Consider the following 19,063-nt stretch of genomic DNA (forward strand, 5'->3'; position numbering starts at 1 on the left):
TGTCCCTTCTGTCGAGCAGAATCGTCGGTGTGATGGAGTTGTCGCGCGATGAGTTCGAGGACCTGGTCTCCGAGGCCCTCGACACCATCCCGTCCGAGCTGACCGCGCACATGCGCAACGTCGTCATCGTCGTCGAGGACGAAGCGCCGGAGCGGGGGCTGCTCGGCCTGTACCAAGGGGTACCCCTTACCGAACGCGGAGACTGGTACGGCGGCGTCTTGCCCGATCACATTTCCATCTACCGCAATGAGATTCTCCGAATTTGCGACACCGCGGACGACGTGGTGGAAGAGGTCCGCATCACGGTCGTCCACGAGATCGCCCATCATTTCGGCATCGACGATCGGCGGCTCCATGACCTCGGATATTGATCCCTTTCGTCCGGGCCGGGCTGGCCCGCCGGACGAAAACAGGTCATGCCAGGCCATGATTTGCGCACTGTAGGTCACATAACTGCCACGCAGCGTGAGTTAATAGGGACGTCGCCCGAAGGCGGGGCGGCGGAACTGGAGCATGCGTGGCGGAAAGGCAGACCGGTCGGCATCGTCGTCCGCCGGAGGAGCAGGCGACCTACCGCGAGGTCTTCGCGGTGGGCGAGTTCCGTGCTCTCTGGCTGGCGCAGGCGCTGTCGTTCGTCGGCGACCAGCTCGCGCAGGTCGCGCTGGCCGTTCTGGTGTACGACCACACGAAGTCCGCGCTGCTCACGGCCGTAGTGTACGCGCTGACGTACCTGCCCCCGATCGTCGGCGGACCGGTGCTGTCCGGGCTCGCCGACCTGTTCCCGCGGCGCACCGTGATGATCGTGTGCGACGTGCTGCGGGCCGGGCTGGTCGCGTTCATGGCGCTCGTGGCGATGCCGGTGGGCGTGCTGTCCGCCCTGGTGTTCGTGACGGTCCTGCTGGGCACGCCGTTCACCGCCGCCCGCGCCGCCGTCCTGCCGGACGTCCTGGAGGGCGACCGATATGTCGCGGGCACGGCGATCAACAACATCACGCACCAGGGCACGCAGATGCTCGGCTTCCTCGCGGGCGGCGCGGTCGTCGCCGCCGTCGGGACCCACGGGGCCCTCGGCCTGGACGCGCTGACCTTCGGCGCGTCCGCGCTCATCCTGGTCGGCGGGCTGCGGCGGCGGGCCCCGTCCGTCCGGCGGGAGCGGGACGCGCTCCGGCTGTGGCGCGGGACGCGCGACGGCGTCCGCCTGGTCTTCGGCGACCCCGTGCTGCGGTCGCTGGTGCTGTTCGCGTGGCTGTGCGCGTTCTACGTCGTGCCCGAGGGGCTCGCCGCGCCGTACGCGGCGACGTTCGAGGACAGTGACGAACGCGCGGTCACGGTGGGCCTGCTGCTGTCGGCGATGCCGACCGGGATGGTCGTCGGGGCGTTCCTGTTCAGCCGGTTCGTCCGTCCGGCGAACCGGCTGCACGCGATGGGGTGGATGTCGATGCTCGCCTGCCTGCCGCTGGTCGGCGCGGGCGCGCACCCGCCGCTGTGGGGCGTGGTGGCGCTGTGGGCGCTGTCCGGCGTCGGCAGCGCCTACCAGCTCGCGGCGAACGCCGCGTTCGTGGCCGCGGTGCCGGCGTCCGGACGGGGCCGCGCGTTCGGCCTCGCCCAGTCCGGCATCCTCGCGGGCCAGGGCCTCGGCATCCTCGTCGGCGGCGCCGCGGCCCAACTGCTCGGCCCGGAGACGGTGGTGGCCCTCGCGGGCGCCCTCGGCCTCTCGGCCGCCGCCATGCTGACCCTGGTCTGGAACCGGCTCCGCGGCACCGTCGTCGCCGGCTCCCGCGACCGCACCGATCCCCTCGTCGTCGCCGCGCCCCCATCGGGCGGTGACGAGCTGTCGGGCGTCAGCGGGTCGGCGCCGGCTCCCTGAGCCGTCCTCCGGTCAGACGTGGGTGCGGTTCTTGTTCACGGCGTCCTTGGTCTTCTGCACGGCGTCCTGGACCTTGGGCGAGTCGCCGGCCTTCTTGAAGAGGTCCTCGGCGATCGACGTCTGGGCGCCCTCCTCGGGGATCAGGATCCAGGCGATCGCGTAGAGGGCGACGCCGGCGCCGCCGAAGAGGGTGAAGACGCCGAGGCCGAGCCGGACGATGTTGGCGTCCACGCCGAGGAACTCGGCGGCGCCTGAGCAGACGCCCGCGATGATGCGACCCTCGCGGGTGCGGCGGAGCTTCCTGTCTGCGGTGGTGTTCTTGTTCATGTCCATGCCTCGATGATGCCCAGCCTCGGAGGGCTATGACATCCGGATTCGCCCTGATTCGTCCCTGAGGGGGCCTCCGGCGGTTCAGGGACGGGCCCCGACGTACGCTCGTGGAAGCCCACCGGAGGAGGCCCCATGGACGTGCTGCGCGTCGACGACCGGCTCACGGACGAGGAGCGGCTCGTCCGCGACACGGTCCGGGCGTTCGTGGCGGAGGCGGTCGCGCCGCGGGTGGCCGGATGGTTCGAGGAGGGGACGTTCCCCGTCCGGGAACTGGCCCCTGAACTGGGGAAGCTCGGGCTGCTCGGGATGCACTTGACCGGCTACGGCTGCGCCGGGACGGGCGCGGTCGCCTACGGGGTCGCGTGCCGGGAGTTGGAGGCGGCCGACTCGGGGTTGCGCAGCTTCGTGTCCGTGCAGGGGTCGCTGGCGATGACGGCCATCCACAAGTACGGGTCCGAGGAGCAGAAGGGCGAGTGGCTGCCGAGAATGGCGGCCGGGGAGGCGCTCGGCTGCTTCGGGCTGACCGAGCCCGACCGCGGGTCCGACCCGGGCGACATGCGCACGCGGGCGCGCCGGGACGGCTCCGACTGGGTCCTGGACGGCGCCAAGATGTGGATCACGAACGGGTCGGTCGCCGACGTCGCGGTCGTGTGGGCGCGCACCGACGACGGGATCCGCGGCTTCCTCGTCCCCAAGGGGACGCCAGGGTTCAGCGCCGGGGACGTTCACCGGAAGATGTCGCTGCGAGCGTCGATCACGTCGGAGCTAGTCCTGGACGGCGTGCGCGTTCCGGGCGATGCGATGCTGCCCGGGGTGAAGGGTCTGAAAGGGCCGCTCGGCTGCCTGACCGAGGCGCGGTACGGGATCGTCTGGGGCGCCATCGGGGCCGGACGCTCCTGCTACGAGGCGGCCGTCGACTACGCCAAGACCCGCGAGCAGTTCGGAAGGCCGATCGGCGCGTTCCAGCTCACCCAGGAGAAGCTCGCGTGGATGGAGGTGGCCCTGGGGCAGGCGGGGCTCGTCGCGCTCCACATCGGGCGGCTCAAGGACGAGGGCGGCGCCACCCCGCAGCAGGTGTCGTTCGGGAAGCTCGCGAACGTCCGCGCGGCGCTGGACGTCGCGCGCGAGGCCCGGACGGTCCTCGGCGCCAACGGGATCACGCTCGAATACCCGGTGATCAGGCACATGAACAACCTGGAGAGCGTCCTCACCTACGAGGGGACGCAGGAGATCCACCTGCTCACCCTGGGCAAGGCCGTGACGGGGCTGGACGCGTTCCGTTAAGGGAAGCTTGAACCGTCTGCGTAGGGTTATTGACTGGACGACCCTTCCGACCTGGGCAACACTCCAGGTCAAAGCAACACTCCAGGTCACAGCGATCTACCCAGAGGGAGCGGCATGAGAATCGGGATCGTCGGCGCCACCGGCCAGGTAGGGGCCAAGATGATCGAGATCCTGGCCGAACGCGGATTCCCGGTCGACGAGCTGCGGCTGTTCGCGTCCGCCCGGTCGGCGGGGCGCAGGCTGCCCTGGGACGGCGCGGAGGTCACCGTGGAGGACGCGGCGACCGCCGACTACTCCGGGCTCGACATCGTGCTGTTCTCGGCGGGCAAGACGACGTCCAGGGAACTGGCGCCGAAGGTCGCCGCCGCGGGCGCGGTCGTGATCGACAACTCGTCCGGCTGGCGGATGGACCCGGACGTCCCGCTCGTCGTCGCCGAGGTCAACCCGCACGCCGCCGCGGACCGCCCCAAGGGGATCATCGCGAACCCGAACTGCACGACGATGGCCGCGATGCCCGTGCTGCGCCCGCTGCACGCTGAGGCCGGGCTGACCGCGCTCGTCGTGTCGACCTACCAGGCGGTGTCGGGCAGCGGCCTCGCCGGTGTCGCGGAGCTGCACGACCAGGCGGCGAAGACCGTCCAGGGCGCCGACCGGCTCACCCACTCCGGGGCGGCCGTCGAGTTCCCCGAGCCGTCGGTCTACGTGCGGCCGATCGCGTTCAACGTCCTGCCGATGGCCGGTTCGATCGTGGACGACGGCCTCGCCGAGACCGACGAGGAGCAGAAGCTCCGCAACGAGAGCCGCAAGATCCTCGGCATCCCGGACCTGAAGGTGTCCGGGACGTGCGTGCGCGTCCCGGTGTTCACCGGGCACTCGCTGCAGGTGAACGCGCGGTTCGAGCGTCCGATCGGGCCGGAGCGGGCGAGCGAGCTGCTCGCCGGGGCGCCGGGGGTCGTGCTCTCGGACGTCCCGACGCCGCTCCAGGCCGCCGGGCAGGACCCGACCTACGTGGGCCGCATCCGCCGCGACGAGACCGTGGAGAACGGGCTCGCGCTGTTCTGCGCGGGCGACAACCTGCGCAAGGGGGCGGCGCTCAACACCGTCCAGATCGCCGAGCTGATCGCCGCCGAGTAGCCGCGCGGCGCGGGGGCTAGGCGGAGCGGCGGGCGCCGCGGATCTCCAGGGCGTCGAGGAGGGCGGCGGTGCTGCGCGCGACCTCCTCGACCGCCCGGTCGAACGCCTCGGCGTTGTGGGCGGCGGGCGCGCGGAACCCGGAGATCTTGCGAACGTACTGGAGCGCGGCGGCCCGGACGTCGTCGTCGGTCACGTCCTCGCTGAAGGGCGGGCGGAGCGTCTTGATACTTCGGCACATGCTCCCATTGTGACCCGCGCCTCGGACGTTTCACGCCGGTCCGTTTCCCGCGCCGGTCCGGTCGCGTCCCGCCGGGCCCGTCGGGCCGTTCGCGTCGGGCCGATCGCGTCGGGCCGTTCGCGTCGGGCCGTTCGCGTCCCGCCGGTCCGGGTCACGCCGGGCGCCGGACCGGGCGCCCGGCGTGGTTACCGGAAAGTCAGGGCCACGACGCCGGCGGAGCGGCCGGCGTCGTGGCCCGGCGGGGGGCGGGGCCCCGATGGGAGCGGCGGGGGCACGGGCCGGGCCGAGATTCGTCCCGTGCGGCCGCCGGTTGTCAGCCCGGGGGGAGGGGGATGGGCTGTCCCAAAAAGAACACCGTGGCGGCCGGTACTCTGTCAACGAATCCATTCGCCACTGTATTTTCAAGGTTGTGAACGGAGCCTGTTGAATTTCTGAAAAAGGGCTCCTGAACTGCGTCGTTACCGTTCCTACTTGGTGATCTTGAAGTTGTCGAGGCCGGCCTCGACGAGGCTCGCGCCGCCCGCGTCGGCCGCCTCCGCGACGATTCGGACGCTCTGCCCGGCGTAACCGGAGATATCCGCCGTCTGGGTCTGCCAGGCCCCCGCGCGGTTGGCCGCGGCGCCCGACTGGTCGAGCACGGTCGTGGATCCGTTCGGCCCGACGACCCGCACGCGGAGGTGGTCGTCCGCCCCGCTGTTGTTCAGGTGGGCGAAGAGCCAGGAGAACGAGAGCGTCCGCGCGTCGGCGGGCAGCGTGAGCGCCGCCGACTGGACGGTGGTGACGCCGCCGTCGAGGTCGTTCGCCCCGGCGTCGGCCCCGGCGGCCGCGCCGGTCACGAGCGCGCCGCTGCCGCCCGCGGCGGCGAGCTGGAGACCGGTGCCCGAGTAGGACGTCGGCTGCGGCGTGCCGCGCTCCCAGGCCCCCGCGGTGGCCGTGTCGGTGCCGGACGGGTTGACCGTCCAGCCGGTCGGGGCCTCGAGGTCGTCGGAGTACACGACCTCGCCGGGCTGCTGCGTGCCGCCCGCGCCCGCGAGCGTCCAGACGGCGTAGGCGATGGCGTCGGAGTTGCGGTCCAGCGCGGTGTCGTTGATGTTGGACGTCGTGTCGCACGACGAGTGGTAGCAGCGGTCGAACGGCGCGTTGGCCTGGCCGCCCCACTTCTGCGCCTCGGCGGCGGTCTTGTAGTCCTCCGCGCCGGTGAACAGGCCGCCCGCCGCGATGCCGACGTCGATGAACGGGCCGTAGTCGGAGCGTCCGTCGAACGCCGTGTCCTCGACCGGCACGTTGATCTTGGCGAAGTAGTCGCGCAGCACCTTCTCGATCTCGGCGGACCCGGCCGGGCCGCCGCCGCCGCTCGTCCCGTCGCCGTCGTAGGCGAAGTAGCCGGGGTTCGGGGAGCCGACCATGTCGAAGTTCAGGTAGCCCTTGATCTTCGACCGCTCGGCCGCGGGCAGGCCGCTGACGTAGCGGCTCGACCCGATCAGGCCCAGTTCCTCGGCGCCCCACCAGCCGAACCTGAGATGCTTCTGCGGCTGGAGCTTCTCCCGCGCGACGGCGAGCGCGACCTCAAGGTTCGCGGCCGACCCGGACCCGTTGTCGTTGATGCCGGGCCCCGCGTTGACGCTGTCGAGGTGCGCGCCGGTCATCAGGACGTTGTTGGCGTCCCCGCCCGGCCAGTCGGCGATCAGGTTGTAGCCGGTGGCCCCGCTGTAGCTGAACGACTGGACGGACGTCTGGTAGCCGGCGGCGTCCAGCTTGCCCTTCACGTAGTCGATCGACGCCTTGAAGCCCGCGCGCCCGTGGGCGCGGTTGCCGCCGTTGGCGCTCGCGATGCTCTGCAACTGCGACAGGTGGGCCTTGACGTTCGCGACCGGGATGTCCGGCGCGGCCGCCGTGGCGGTAGCGGTGGCGGGGGTGGGGGAGGCCGCCGCGGCGGCCCCCGACAGCAGGGCGGTCGCCGCCAGGGCGGCTGCCCCGATGGTCGCCGTCATGCGCGATCTCATGTGTTCTCCTGGGAGGGATGCGGCCCGCGACGGGGGAGCGGGCCCCGTCGCGGGCCGCGGGCAGGGGGCGGTCAGGAACTGGTGACGGTGATGTCGTCGAGCCCGGCCTCGACGAGGCTCGCGGCGCCCGCGTCGGCGGCCTCCACGAGGACGCGGACGGACCGCCCGGCGCCGACCGTCAGGGTGTAGGCGGCCGTCCGGTCGACGGACGCGCCGTCGGCGAGGACGGTCAGCTTGTACGTGCCGTCAGCGGTTCCGGCCGGGACGTGCACGGTCATCGTGGACGACTGCCCCGCCGTGACGGTGCTCGGCGCGAACGTCGCGGTCGGGCCCGCCGGGCTGCTCGTCGCCGACAGCGCGACCTGCTGCGCGCTGCCGCCGGTGACCTGCGTGGTGACGGTGGCGGTCGCCGTCCTGCCCGCGATGGTCCGGCCGGACCCGGCGCTCAGCGCGAGGGAGAAGTCGTTCTGCTGGGTGCCGCACGACGCCTCGCCGCTCTGCGCCGGGACGTTCACCGCGTCCCACGCGGCCTTGACGGCGTTGCACTCGGTCGCGGAGCCGGGGAACGCCTGCAGCGCGGCGTTGATCGTCTGGACGCGCGCCGTGGCGTGGCTCCAGTTCGACACCTTGCGGTTCAGGCCGCCCATGAAGACCTGTCCGGCCTTCTGGATGCCGATGCCGGTGACGGCCTTGCCGTTGCAGGTCGGGCTCTTCGGGTTCCCGTTGGTCGGGTTCGAGCCCTCGGCCAGCAGATAGAACCAGTGGTTCTGCGGACCGGCCGCCGAGTGCACCTCGATGCGCGGGATCTGCGTCGAGTAGCAGTTCGGGTCGTTCAGCGCGCCCGGGTCGTACATGTTGCGGATCGGGCCCTGGCCGACGAGGTCGACCTCCTCGCCCACCAGGTAGTCCGGCGGGTCGAGGTTCGCGGGCTCGTTCATGTAGTGCTCGGTCAGCGCGCCGAAGATGTCGCCCGCCGACTCGTTCAGGCCGCCCTTCTCGTTGCCGTTCCCGCCGCTGTCGCCGCCGGGCGTGGTGGTGAAGACGGCGTGGCCGTTCTCGTGGGCGACGATGTCCGTGGACGTCGCCTGCCTGTTGCCGGCCGAGTTGTGGCCGAAGGTGGTGTAGCGGCCGTTCCAGAACGCGTTGGCGTCGTTCAGGCCGACGCGGAGCGGGAACCCCCTGCCGCCGCCGTCGATGCCTCTCCGGCCGAGCCACTGGCCCAGCATGTCCCATTCGTTCTGGACGGCGTACATGGAGTCGACGCAGGCGGTCTCCAGGTCGGTGCCGCTGCCGTTGCCCCAGGCGCTGTCGGGGCCGGTGAAGGGAGCGCCGTCCTGGCCGCCGCACTGGACGCCGGGCCGCAGCGGGTCCGTCATCGTCGTCGGGGCGGTGCTGAGGTCGACGGTGGCGTGGTAGAAGCTGCGGTCGTCGGCGATGTCCCTGACGTCGTCCCACTTCTGGACGACCTTGCCGCTCTTCGCGTCGACGAGGACGTGGAGCTGCGTCGGGGCGTTGTTCTTCCTTGCTCCGGTGACGACGGTCTCGTAGACGAGGCGTCCGGCCCCGTCCGCGAGGACGCTCAGCCGCGGCGCGCCGGTGTTCTCGACCTTGGCGACCTCGGCCCTGGACGTCTTCGCCGCGGCGGCGGCGGAGACCGTGGCCCTGGTCCCGAGGTTCAGCTTCGCGGGCTGGGCGACGGACGTGCTCAGCACGCCGCCGCTCGCGTTGGTGGTGACGACGAAGTCGCCGCCGATGACGGGCAGGCCGCTGTACGTGCGCGTGTACGCGACGTGCTGGAGGCCCTGCCGCTCGGACGTGACGCCGAGCCGGACGACCTGCTCCCTGGCCGTCTTCTTGAACGCCGCGGGCCTCGCCGCCACGAGCCGGTCGGCGGACGCGGCGGCGACGGCGCGCGGGTCGGGCTTGGCGGGGGACGCGGGGGCGGTGCGGGGCGAGGCACCTGAGGCGGGTGCGGACATCGCCACGGCGAGGCCGACGGACAACGCCGCCGCCCCGATCGCGGTCTGGTGTCTCACGGGTGCTCCTTTGCCAGCTGCCGGGCATGGCGCGGCGCCCGGAGGTCCGCGTGGGAGCGCTCCGCGTGGGGGCCGCCGCCCGTCCGGCGGGGGGATGGGGGTGCTCATCCGGATGAACTGACCCGAAGTGCACCTCTAATTGTTAAAAGTGTCAATGAATCCATTTGGTTCTGGATTTTCAATTTCCCGGGAACTGTCACATGGAATTTCGGAAAGAGGGGCGCTGAGCAGCGCGGACGGGCCGGGCCGATCGTGGATCGGCCCGGCCCGTCCGGTGTCTCGCGGATCGGTGCCGCCGCGCGGGAACCATCGCGGGGCGGCGCGCGTTGGGGCGCCCTCCCCCGGCGGGGCCTTCGTCAGGGGGCGATGGCGCGGCAGAGCCAGGCGAGGGCGAGGGGGTAGCGGTAGTCGATGCCGCCGTGGCCCGCGTCGAACAGCTCGAAGCGGATCACGTCCTCCTTGACGCCCGCGTCGAGGAGGGCCTGGCGGAACGCGTCCGCGCCGACGTCGAGGAACCACTCGTCGCGGGTGCCGCCGTCGATCCAGATCGCGCGCAGCCCGCGCATCGCGTCGGCGTGGGCGGGCACCATGCGGACCGGGTCCCAGGCGAGCCAGCGCTCCCAGACGTCCTGCCGCAGGACGCCGGTGACCGGGTCGAACGGCAGCTCCGGCGTGCCGTCCTCGCGCGCGGAGTAGCAGACGGCCATGCCGAGGACGTTGAGCAGCTCCATGTCCTCGGGCTTCGTGAACGAGGTCCGCGAGTTGAAGTCGGCCCACCAGCGCCAGATGTCGCCGTCGTACTTGCGCAGGTGCCGGACGCATTTCGGGAACTCGGGCAGGTAGCAGTACTCGAACAGCGCGTCGCCCGCGTGGGTCGCGAGCGCGCCGAACAGGTCGGGCCGCAGCATCGGGGTGATCATCGCGCCGTAGCCGCCGCTGGACTTGCCGCTGATCGCGCGGTGCGCGGGGGCGTCGAGCGTGCGGTAGCGGGCGTCCACCCAGGGGACGACCTCGTCGCAGATGTAGGAGTGGTAGCGGCCGGTGCCCGGCGAGTCGACGAACTGGCTGCCGCCGTGCGCCGTCCAGGCGTCGACGAACACGACGATCGCGGGCGGGGCCTCGCCGGAGGCGAACACCGCGTCCGCCGTCTCGGGGAACGGCTGCCGGTACGGCATCCGGTTCCGCCAGATGCCGACGTGCCCGGTGAACCCGGTGATCACGTACACGGTGGGGTAGCGGCGGTCCGGCTCGTCGTCGTAGCCCGGCGGGACGTACACGAGGACGGGCCGCTCGTGCGGGTCGTTCAGCGGGTTGCCGCGCAGCAGTTCACTGCTGACGACGTGCTCTTCCAGGCGTCCGGCGAACTCGATCGACCACGGCAGCATCGCGGTACCCCTTCGTCGATGATGATCACTTCGACGGTACCCGGACATGGACCGCGCCAGTGTCGGAGGCGGGTGTCACAATCGGGCGGTCGAGCCGGTCCCCTTGGGGGAGGGAAAGGAACCAGCCATGACCGATGACGCCGCCGCCGTTCTGCGCGCCCTGCACGTGCCCGGCGATCCGCTGCTGCTGCCGAACGTCTGGGACGCGGCGAGCGCCGCCGCCGTCCAGGAACTCGGATTCCCCGCGCTCGCCACGGCGAGCGCGGCGGTCTCCGCGATGCTCGGCTACCCCGACCATGAGGGCGCGCCGGTCGAGGAGATGCTCGCCGCCGCGGGCCGGGTCGTCCGCGCCGCGTCCGTGCCCGTGACGGTGGACGCCGAGGCCGGGTACGGGCTGCCGCCCGCCGAGCTGGTCGAGCGCCTGCTCGCGATCGGCGCCGCGGGCTGCAACCTGGAGGACTCGCGCGCCGGTGCGCTGGTCGAGCCCGCGGCGCAGGCCGAGTACCTCGCCGCCGTCCGGGCCGCCGCCGGGGACGCCCTGGTGATCAACGCCCGGATCGACACGTTCGTCACCCAGGCGCCGGACGCGCTGGACGCCGCGATCGCGCGCGGACGGATGTACGTCGAGGCCGGGGCCGACTGCCTGTACCCGATCACCGCGCCGTTCGAGGTCCTCCCGGACCTGGTCAAGGCCCTGCCGGGCCCGGTCAACGCGAACAACAGGCCGGGCGTGACGCCGTCCGACCTGGCCGCCGCGGGCGCCGCCCGGATCTCCTACGGCCCGCTCCCGTACCGCCGCGCCCTGGACGCCTTGAAGCAGTTCGCGACCCGCGTCAAGTCAGGCGAAGACCCGCACGCCTGACGCGGCCCGGGCGTCCGAGGGGCCTGGGCGTCCGAGGGGCCCGGGCGTCCGAGGGGCCTGGGCGTCCGAAGGGCCCGGGCGTCCGAGGGCCCGGGCGTCCGAGGGGGCCGGGCGGGTCAGCGGCGTGCGGTGATCCGGGTGGGGAGGGAGGCGAAGCCGCGGTCGTTGGACGAGCGGACCCGCACCGCCGCGTCGACGTCGATCTCGTAGTCGGCGACGATGCTCGTGATCTCGTTCAGCGCGAGCCGCGCCTCCAGCCGTCCGAGGTTCGCGCCGAGGCAGTGGTGGCGGCCGTTGCCGAACGCGAGCGACGCGCCGGTGTCGCGGTCGAGGTCGAAGCTCTCCGGCTCGGGGAAGACGTCCGGGTCGCGGTTGGCGGCGCCGACCAGCAGGAGGACGCGGGAGTCCGCCGGGATCGTCGTGCCGTGCAGCTCGACGTCCTCGGTGGTGGTGCGGGCGAGCGCCTGGGAGGGCGGGTCCCAGCGGAGGGTCTCCTCGATCCAGTCGGCGGTCCGCCCGCCGAGCGCCTCCTCGCGCTGCTCGGGGTGCAGCCAGGCGGCGTGCCAGGCGTTGCCGAGCGTCAGCATCGTCGTCTCGATCCCGGCGCCGACCAGCAGGATCAGGACGCCGACGATCTCCTCCGGGGTGAGCCGGTCGTCGCCCTCGGCGGCGTCGAGGAGGCCGGAGAGCAGGTCGTCCGCGCGCCGCTTGGATCGTTCTATCGTCAGCTCGGTGTAGTAGCCGACGAGCGCGCCGATCGCCTGCCGCGCCTCCGGCGGCAGGTCGCCGCCCGCGTCGTCCTCGTCCCGGTACATGATCGCCATGCCCAGCTCGCGGACCTTGTCGCGGTCGGACGCGGGCACGCCGACCAGCTCGGAGATCACGTCCGTGGGGAAGCGCCCGGCGACGTCCCGCATCAGGTCGAACGTGCCGCCCTCCAGGTGCGGCCGGACGCACTCGCGGGCGATCTCCCGGATCCGCGGCTCCAGCTCCTGGACGCGCTTCTGCGTGAACGCCCGCGACACGAGCCCGCGCATCCGGGTGTGCTTCGGCGGGTCCATCGCGACGAACGAGAAGAACCGCTCCGCGTCCGGGCCCCAGAACGCCGGTTCGATCCGCAGGCCGTTCCGGCTGGAGAAACGCGCCGAATCCTTCAACGCGGCGACCACGTCCGAGTGCCGCGACAACGCCCAGAAGTCGTCATTGTCGTTGCGGTACACCGGTGACTTTTCGCGCAGTGCCGAATACACCGGGTAAGGGTCATCCTGAATCGCGAAGTCGAACGGACTGTAGAAGAGGTCCACTGCTGCCTTCCGGGTCGGCGCCGTCTTGTGGAACGATCCTTTACCGTCGCGCAACGGTTCGCCCACCATTTCACAGCACCGGCCCGGGTGATCTGCCCCGGACGTGCGGAACGGCCGTCCGCCCTGCACAATGGGCTGTTGTGATCTCCATTTCCGGCGCGGGGGCGCGGCGGACGACGAATCGAGGTGGGGTGTGGAGGTTCCGCCGGGGATAGACCCGACGAAGGCGCATCCGTCCCGCCGGTACAACTACTGGCTCGGCGGCAAGGACAATTTCGCGGTGGACCGCGAGTCCGCGGAGACCGTCGCCTCCGCCTTCCCGACCGTCCGGCTGTCCGCCTGCGAGAACCGCGCGTTCCTGAAGCGCGTCGTCACCTATCTGGCGGGCGAGGCGGGCATTCACCAGTTCCTCGACATCGGCACCGGGCTGCCGTCCGCCGGGAACGTGCACGAGGTCGCGCAGGCCATCGAGCCGACGTCCCGCATCGTCTACGTCGACAACGACCCGGTTGTGCTCGTCCACGCCCGCGCGCTGCTGACCAGCGCGCCCGCGGGCCGGACCGCCTACATCGAGGCCGACCTCCGCGACCCGGAGAAGATCCTCGCCGACACCGACCTCGCGCACACCCTCGACCTGTCGCGCCCGGTCGCGCTGATGCTGGTCGCGACCATGCACTTCGTCACCGACGAGCACGACCCGTACGGGATCGTCCGGCGGCTGCTGTCGGCGCTGCCGTCCGGCAGCCACCTGGTCATGACGCACGCGACGAACGACTTCCTGACGCCCGAGCAGTACGCGGAGAGCGTGGAGGCGAACGAGCGCAGCGGCGTCCCGTTCCGGCTGCGGAGCACGGAGGAGTTCACGCGGTTCTTCGACGGCCTCGAACTGCTGCCGCCCGGGATCACGTCGGTGGTCGACTGGCGTCCGGAGATCCCCGAGGAGCAGCGGCCGTCCGTCGCGGACGTCTCCATGCTCTGCGCCGTCGCCCGCGTTCCCTGACTCACCCGCGCGCGTCGTTCACCGCCCGGACGAGTTCCTCCACGTCGGCGGACGTGGTGCGGTGGCTGATGACGCAGGCGCGCAGCGCGGGACGTCCGGCCAGCTCGACCGGGCTGATCCAGGCCCGTCCACCGTCGACGACCGTCCGCGCGAGCGCGTCGTGGTGCGCCCGCGTGCCGTCGCCGGGATCGGCGAAGCAGACCACCGGGAACGGGGAGTCGTTGACGATCTCCCACCCCGTTCCGGCGAGCCGCGCGCGGAGGAGGTCGGCCAGTTCGGCGTCGTGGTCGAGCTGCTCGGCGTATCCGGCGCGGCCCGCTACGGCCAGGCTGAGGAACAGCTTCAAGCCGATGAACCGCCGCGACCACTGCATGCCCGACGTGTACGGGTCGACGGTGTCGGGGACGTCCGCGGGCATGTAGGACGCCGTCACCCGGAACGTCTCCGCGAGGCCCGCCGCGTCCGTGCACAGGAACGCGCCCGCGCCCATCGGGACGCTCAGCCACTTGTGCGCGTCCACCGTGATCGAGTCGGCGCGCTCGATCCCGGCGAGGGCGGGCCGCAGCCGGTCCGACAGCGCGGCCGCGCCGCCGTACGCGGCGTCCACGTGCAGGCGGAGGCCCTGGTCGCGGCACAGGTCGGCGAGGTCGTGCAGCGGGTCGACGGCTCCGGCGGCGGTCGTCCCGGCCGTCGCGACGACGAGGAACGGCAGGTCGCCGCCCGCCCGGTCGGCGGCCACCAGCGCGGCGAGCCGGGCGCCGTCGAGCCGCAGGTCGGACCCGGTCGGGACGAGCCGCACGGCGTCCCGCCCGAGCCCGGTCGCGTGCGCGATCTTCAACCAGGCGAGGTGGCTCTCCGCCGACGCGTACATGACCGGACGTCCGGGCAGGGCGCGCAGGCCGTCGGTGCCGTAGCGCGGCCAGGTGCGGGTCAGCGCGAGCAGCACGGCGGTGTGGTTCGCCTCCGCGCCGCCGCTGGTGAACGACCCGGCGACCGCCTCCGCCGGGTAGCCGAGCCGGCCGCCGAGGAAGCGCAGCAGGTGCGCCTCGATCTCGGCGGCGGCGGGCGCGTGCGACCACGCGGCGAGCTGCGGGTTGAACGCCGCCGCGAGGGTCTCGCCGACGACGCCGAGCGGTGTCGGCGTCGGGTTGAACAGGCCGAAGTAGCGCGGGTGCGTGGTGTGGACGGTCGCCGTCCGCAGCAGTTCCGCGACCGCGCCGAGCACGTCCTCGGCGGGCGCCGGGCGAGCGAAGTCATAACCACCGATCACGGTTCGCAGGTGTGCGACGTCGATCGGCGGGCTGACCGCGCGTCCGGCGACGTCCGCGCGCTCGTCCTCGATCAGCTCGACGGCGCGCCGCCACAGCTCGTCCGCCGCGAGGCGGGACGGGCCGAACGACGCCCGTCCGACGGGAAAGGGCTCCATGGTCCGACTCTCGCGTCCGCGCCCGGCCGTCCCAAGTGGCAGGAGTGACCGTTGGCGCTAAATTAGTGACATGCCGCACCGCCTGGCCGTCGCCGTCACCGACGGGGTGCCGATCTTCGAGTTGGCCATCCCGTGCGAGGTGTTCGGCTACGAGCGGCCGGGGCTCGCGGAGTCCTGGTACGACTTCCGGCTGTGCGCGCCCGCCGGGACGCGCACCGCCGCCGGGTTCGCCCCGCACGCCGACGCCGGGCTCGAGGCGCTCGCGGAGGCCGACACCGTCGTCATCCCCGCGTGCGCCAACCTGCTGGACGACCAGCCGCCCGACCTGGTCGAGGCCGTCCGGGAGGCGCACCGCAACGGCGCCCGGATGGTGTCGCTGTGCACGGGCGCGTTCGTCCTCGCCGCCGCCGGGATCCTGGACGGACGCCCCGCCACCACCCACTGGATGCACGCCGGGCAGCTCGCCGCGCGGTACCCGAAGGTCCAGGTCGACCCGAGCGTGCTCTACATCGACGACGGCGACGTCCTGACCAGCGCGGGCACGGCGGCCGGCCTCGACCTGTGCCTGCACGTCGTCCGCGCCGACCACGGCGCGGCGGTCGCGAGCGCGCTGGCCAAGCGGCTCGTCATGCCCGCGCACCGGCCGGGCGGGCAGGCGCAGTACATCGAGGCGGCGACCGCCGTCCGGAACACCGACGACCTCGGCCCGCTCCTCGACTGGGCGCGGGAGCGCCTGCACGAGCCGCTCACCGTCGCCGCGCTCGCGCGCCGCGCCGGGATGACGCCCCGCACGCTGATCCGCCGCTTCCACGCCGCGACCGGCACGACGCCGATGGCCTGGCTGCGCGGCATCCGCATCGACTACGCACGGGAGTTGCTGGAGACGACGGCCCTGCCCGTCGACCGGATCGCCGAGCGCTCGGGCCTCGGCAGCCCCGCGAACCTCCGCCATCACTTCACGCGCGTCGTCGGCGTCCCTCCGACGGCCTACCGGAGGGCGTTCGCGGCCGACGCCGGCCGCTGATTTTCACTGGTCCAGTCGCCATGCTGGACCGGTTCAGACTGTATGACACCGTTGAAATTCAACTCTTGCACACCGCCTGAGGTGCGGTTATTGTCACGACAATTTGTATAGTTTCCTAACTATTTGAAGGGACAGGATTGCCGTGGCCGCAAGCCGCTCCCCACTCCGGGCGATCCTCACCGGGTGTAGCGCCATCCTCCTGATGCTCGGCATAACGGCGGTGCTGACAGCACCCGCCAATGCCGCCGGGCCGACCGCCGCCTGCCATACCGTCCAAGAATGGGGCGGTGGGGCACAGTACGGCTGCACCATCAGCAACGGTGGCAGCGCCTCCATGTCGAACTGGAAGCTGGAGTTCGACCTCGCCTCCAACGTCAAGATGGGCTCCTACTGGGACGCCTCGCTCGCCAGCTCGGGCAGCCACCACACGTTCACGAGCCGGGAGTACAACGGCACGGTCGCGCCCGGCGCGACCGCGACGTTCGGCTTCCTCGTCTCCTACACCGGCACGCTGACCGAGCCGCAGAACTGCCTGCTCGACGGCCAGCCGTGCGGTGGCGGCACCGTGGACGCCCCGCCGAGCGCACCCGCCAACCTCCGCACGACCGAGATCACGTCGACGTCCGTCACCCTCGCCTGGGACGGCGCGACCGACGACAAGGGCGTCAAGAACTACGACGTGCTGAACGGGACCGCCGTCGCCGCGACCGTCACCGGCACCACCGCCAAGGTCACCGGGCTCACGGCCGGGACGCGCTACACGTTCCGCGTCGTCGCCCGCGACACCGCCGACCAGGTGTCCGAGGCCGGGGCGGGCGTCACCGTCACGACCCCCGGAAACGGTGAGGACACCCCGCCGTCCAAGCCCGCCGACCTGAAGATCACCGAGACGACCAACGACTCGGTGTCCCTCTCCTGGGGCGCCGCGACCGACGACCACGGCGTCACCGGGTACGACGTGCTGCAGAACGGCTCGGTCGTCCAGTCGGTGACCGGCACCACCGCCAAGGTCTCCGGCCTGACGGCGGGCAGCTACAAGTTCGCGGTCCGCGCCAAGGACGCCACCGGCCAGGTCTCCGAGCTGAGCAACGAGGTCACCGCCAAGATCGGAGCGGGCAGCGCCGGCTGCCGTCCGGACGGCCTCTACCAGACGCCCGGCGTCACGCCGCCGTACTGCGACGCCTACGACAACGACGGCCGCGAGAAGATGGGCGACGGCCACCCGCGCCGCGCCATCGGCTACTTCACGAGCTGGCGGACCGGCAAGAACGGCGCGCCGCGCTACCTTGCGAGCGACATCCCGTGGGACAAGGTCACCCACATCAACTACGCGTTCGCGCACATCGACGGCCAGAACAAGGTCTCGGTCGGCAACGACTCGCCGAACAACCCGGCGACCGGGATGGAGTGGCCGGACGTCAAGGGCGCGGAGATGGACCCCTCGCTCCCGTACAAGGGCCACTTCAACCTGCTCAACAAGTTCAAGAAGCAGCACCCGAACGTCAAGACGCTGATCTCGATCGGCGGCTGGGCGGAGACCGGCGGCTACCTCGACGACAACGGCAAGCGCGTCGCGTCCGGCGGTTTCTACACGATGACCGACAGCCAGGACAAGATCAACACCTTCGCCGACTCGGTCGTCGCGTTCCTGCGCAAGTACGGCTTCAACGGCGCGGACATCGACTACGAGTACGCGACGTCGATGAAGTACGCCGGGCACCCGGACGACTTCACGTTCTCCAACGCGCGGCGCTCGACGCTGATGGCCAACTACGTCTCCCTCATGAAGACGCTGCGCGAGAAGCTCGACGCGGCGAGCGCGGCCGACGGCAAGTACTACATGCTGACCGCCGCCACCTCGGCGTCCGGCTGGATCCTGCGCGGTCATGACACCTACCAGGTGAACCCGTACCTGGACTACGCCAACCTCATGACCTACGACCTGCACGGTTCCTGGAACCACTTCGTCGGCCCGAACGCCGCGCTCTACGACGACGGCAAGGACAACGAGCAGGCCGACGGCGGCGTCTACACCGCCTACGGAATGGGCTACCTGAACACCGACTGGGCGTACCACTACTTCCGCGGTTCGATGCCCGCCGGACGCATCAACATCGGCGTCCCGTTCTACACCCGCGGATGGCGCGACGTCTCCGGCGGCACGAACGGGCTGTGGGGCAAGGCGGCGCTGCCGGACCAGACGAAGTGCCCGCCCGGCACCGGTAAGAACGTCGGCTCCACCACGCCTTGCGGAAACGGCGCCGTCGGACTCGACAACCTCTGGCACGACGACGACGCGGCGGGCGTGGAACAGGCGTCGGGCAGCAACCCGATGTGGCACGCCAAGAACCTCGAAAAGGGAATCCAGGGCGACGACTACATCGGCGCCTACGGCCTCGACCCGGCGAAGGACCCGGACGACCGCCTCACCGGCACCTACACCCGCCAGTACGACAACACGATGAAGTCGCCGTGGCTGTGGAACAGCACCAAGAAGGTGTTCCTGTCCACTGAGGACGACCAGTCCATCGCCGCCAAGGCGCAGTACGTGGCGGACAAGGGCATCGGCGGCATCATGATCTGGGAGCTCGCCGGAGACTACGCCTGGGACCCCGCCCGCAACGGCGGCAAGGGCGAGTACTTCATGGGGCAGACCCTGATCTCGGCCATCAACGACAAGTTGAAGACCGCGTCCCCGTACCAGAACCGCAAGTCGGATCACACGATGCCCACCGAGGTTCTCGACGTGAAGGTGGCGCTGACCAACTTCCCGGTCGGCGACGCCAACTACCCGATCACGCCGAAGATGACCATCACGAACAACTCGGGCCAGACCATTCCGGGCGGCGCCACGTTCAAGTTCGACTACGGCACCTCCGCGCCGTCGACGATGACGCAGCAGACCGGGTGGACGCTCTCCGTTCAGGCAGGTCACACCGGCAACAACACCGGTGGCCTGAAGGGTGACTTCCATAGGGCGACGCTCACCGTTCCCAGCTACACGAGCATTCCGAACGGTGGCACCGCGACGGTCGCGCTGAGTTACCAGCTACCGATATCGTCCCCGTCGAACTTCCAGCTCACGTTCGGCGGCAAGTCCTACGCGCTCGCGCAGGACTACCCAGTAACCGCGTCAGTAGGCGGCACACACCGCTGACCTGAGCGGCTTC

The 19,063-nt window shown here is 71.4% G+C and carries 15 protein-coding genes; 8 read left to right on the forward strand and 7 right to left on the reverse strand.

The features are described 5' to 3' along the window. Positions 1 to 29 precede the first annotated feature (29 nt). A complete protein-coding gene (locus FXF68_RS24575; protein WP_148763069.1) occupies positions 30 to 371 on the forward strand; it encodes a metallopeptidase family protein in 342 nt (113 codons plus the stop codon). 146 nt (positions 372 to 517) lie between these two features. Then, positions 518 to 1,867, forward strand: coding sequence for an MFS transporter (locus tag FXF68_RS24580; protein ID WP_148763071.1), 1,350 nt, complete (start codon positions 518 to 520; stop codon positions 1,865 to 1,867). A gap of 12 nt (positions 1,868 to 1,879) precedes the next feature. Here FXF68_RS24580 and FXF68_RS24585 read toward each other — a convergent pair whose 3' ends face one another. Then, positions 1,880 to 2,200, reverse strand: a complete 321-nt coding sequence (locus tag FXF68_RS24585; RefSeq protein WP_246178917.1) for a PspC domain-containing protein — start codon at positions 2,198 to 2,200, stop codon at positions 1,880 to 1,882. A gap of 129 nt (positions 2,201 to 2,329) precedes the next feature. Here FXF68_RS24585 and FXF68_RS24590 point away from each other — a divergent pair, with 129 nt between their 5' ends. Together FXF68_RS24590 and FXF68_RS24595 are read left to right on the forward strand one after the other, a co-directional pair. Continuing rightward, complete coding sequence (locus FXF68_RS24590; RefSeq protein WP_148763073.1) at positions 2,330 to 3,481, forward strand: acyl-CoA dehydrogenase family protein; 1,152 nt, start codon at positions 2,330 to 2,332, stop codon at positions 3,479 to 3,481. Between the two features lie 114 nt (positions 3,482 to 3,595). Continuing rightward, on the forward strand, positions 3,596 to 4,615 hold the full coding sequence (locus tag FXF68_RS24595) for an aspartate-semialdehyde dehydrogenase (RefSeq protein ID WP_148763075.1): 1,020 nt from the start codon (positions 3,596 to 3,598) through the stop codon (positions 4,613 to 4,615). Positions 4,616 to 4,631: 16 nt separating this feature from the next. On the opposite strand, the gene FXF68_RS24600 is transcribed toward FXF68_RS24595, so the two are convergent. The 4 genes from FXF68_RS24600 to FXF68_RS24615 form a co-directional block, all read right to left on the reverse strand. Continuing rightward, complete coding sequence (locus FXF68_RS24600) at positions 4,632 to 4,853, reverse strand: DUF2277 domain-containing protein (RefSeq protein WP_148763077.1); 222 nt, start codon at positions 4,851 to 4,853, stop codon at positions 4,632 to 4,634. Positions 4,854 to 5,320: 467 nt separating this feature from the next. Then, positions 5,321 to 6,856, reverse strand: coding sequence for a M28 family peptidase (locus FXF68_RS24605; protein WP_148763079.1), 1,536 nt, complete (start codon positions 6,854 to 6,856; stop codon positions 5,321 to 5,323). Between the two features lie 71 nt (positions 6,857 to 6,927). Continuing rightward, positions 6,928 to 8,892: a M4 family metallopeptidase gene (locus tag FXF68_RS24610; protein ID WP_187438092.1), complete on the reverse strand. Its 1,965-nt coding sequence runs from the start codon at positions 8,890 to 8,892 to the stop codon at positions 6,928 to 6,930. Positions 8,893 to 9,248: 356 nt separating this feature from the next. Then, entirely contained in the window at positions 9,249 to 10,277 is a 1,029-nt protein-coding gene (locus FXF68_RS24615; protein ID WP_148763083.1) for an alpha/beta hydrolase, read from the reverse strand. A gap of 127 nt (positions 10,278 to 10,404) precedes the next feature. Between FXF68_RS24615 and FXF68_RS24620 the strand changes: the two genes are divergently transcribed. Then, complete coding sequence (locus tag FXF68_RS24620; protein ID WP_148763085.1) at positions 10,405 to 11,139, forward strand: isocitrate lyase/PEP mutase family protein; 735 nt, start codon at positions 10,405 to 10,407, stop codon at positions 11,137 to 11,139. A 116-nt stretch (positions 11,140 to 11,255) separates the two neighbouring features. Here the strand turns inward: FXF68_RS24620 and FXF68_RS24625 are convergent, their stop codons facing one another. Then, positions 11,256 to 12,389: a cytochrome P450 gene (locus FXF68_RS24625; protein WP_246178918.1), complete on the reverse strand. Its 1,134-nt coding sequence runs from the start codon at positions 12,387 to 12,389 to the stop codon at positions 11,256 to 11,258. Positions 12,390 to 12,636: 247 nt separating this feature from the next. Between FXF68_RS24625 and FXF68_RS24630 the strand changes: the two genes are divergently transcribed. Beyond that, a complete protein-coding gene (locus FXF68_RS24630) occupies positions 12,637 to 13,443 on the forward strand; it encodes an SAM-dependent methyltransferase (protein WP_246178919.1) in 807 nt (268 codons plus the stop codon). Between the two features lies 1 nt (position 13,444). Here the strand turns inward: FXF68_RS24630 and FXF68_RS24635 are convergent, their stop codons facing one another. After that, positions 13,445 to 14,869, reverse strand: a complete 1,425-nt coding sequence (locus FXF68_RS24635) for a pyridoxal phosphate-dependent decarboxylase family protein (protein ID WP_148763091.1) — start codon at positions 14,867 to 14,869, stop codon at positions 13,445 to 13,447. A 70-nt stretch (positions 14,870 to 14,939) separates the two neighbouring features. Here FXF68_RS24635 and FXF68_RS24640 point away from each other — a divergent pair, with 70 nt between their 5' ends. Both FXF68_RS24640 and FXF68_RS24645 read left to right on the forward strand, forming a co-directional pair. Then, positions 14,940 to 15,893, forward strand: a complete 954-nt coding sequence (locus FXF68_RS24640; RefSeq protein ID WP_148763093.1) for a helix-turn-helix domain-containing protein — start codon at positions 14,940 to 14,942, stop codon at positions 15,891 to 15,893. Positions 15,894 to 16,095: 202 nt separating this feature from the next. After that, positions 16,096 to 19,050 (forward strand): glycosyl hydrolase family 18 protein, encoded by a 2,955-nt coding sequence (locus tag FXF68_RS24645; protein ID WP_148763095.1) that lies wholly within the window; start codon positions 16,096 to 16,098, stop codon positions 19,048 to 19,050. Positions 19,051 to 19,063 lie beyond the last annotated feature (13 nt).

It is taken from the genome of Actinomadura decatromicini, from assembly GCF_008121305.1.
Classification (GTDB): Bacteria; Actinomycetota; Actinomycetes; order Streptosporangiales; family Streptosporangiaceae; genus Spirillospora; species Spirillospora syzygii.

Bases quoted from the DNA above. Each gene is read 5' to 3' on its own strand.
- FXF68_RS24640 (WP_148763093.1), top strand. From the start codon at position 14,940: ATGCCGCACCGCCTGGCCGTCGCCGTCACCGACGGGGTGCCGATCTTC.
- FXF68_RS24600 (WP_148763077.1), bottom strand. From the start codon at position 4,853: ATGTGCCGAAGTATCAAGACGCTCCGCCCGCCCTTCAGCGAGGACGTG.
- FXF68_RS24590 (WP_148763073.1), top strand. From the start codon at position 2,330: ATGGACGTGCTGCGCGTCGACGACCGGCTCACGGACGAGGAGCGGCTC.
- FXF68_RS24585 (WP_246178917.1), bottom strand. From the start codon at position 2,200: ATGGACATGAACAAGAACACCACCGCAGACAGGAAGCTCCGCCGCACC.
- FXF68_RS24605 (WP_148763079.1), bottom strand. From the start codon at position 6,856: ATGAGATCGCGCATGACGGCGACCATCGGGGCAGCCGCCCTGGCGGCG.
- FXF68_RS24635 (WP_148763091.1), bottom strand. From the start codon at position 14,869: ATGGAGCCCTTTCCCGTCGGACGGGCGTCGTTCGGCCCGTCCCGCCTC.
- FXF68_RS24645 (WP_148763095.1), top strand. From the start codon at position 16,096: ATGCTCGGCATAACGGCGGTGCTGACAGCACCCGCCAATGCCGCCGGG.
- FXF68_RS24615 (WP_148763083.1), bottom strand. From the start codon at position 10,277: ATGCTGCCGTGGTCGATCGAGTTCGCCGGACGCCTGGAAGAGCACGTC.
- FXF68_RS24620 (WP_148763085.1), top strand. From the start codon at position 10,405: ATGACCGATGACGCCGCCGCCGTTCTGCGCGCCCTGCACGTGCCCGGC.
- FXF68_RS24595 (WP_148763075.1), top strand. From the start codon at position 3,596: ATGAGAATCGGGATCGTCGGCGCCACCGGCCAGGTAGGGGCCAAGATG.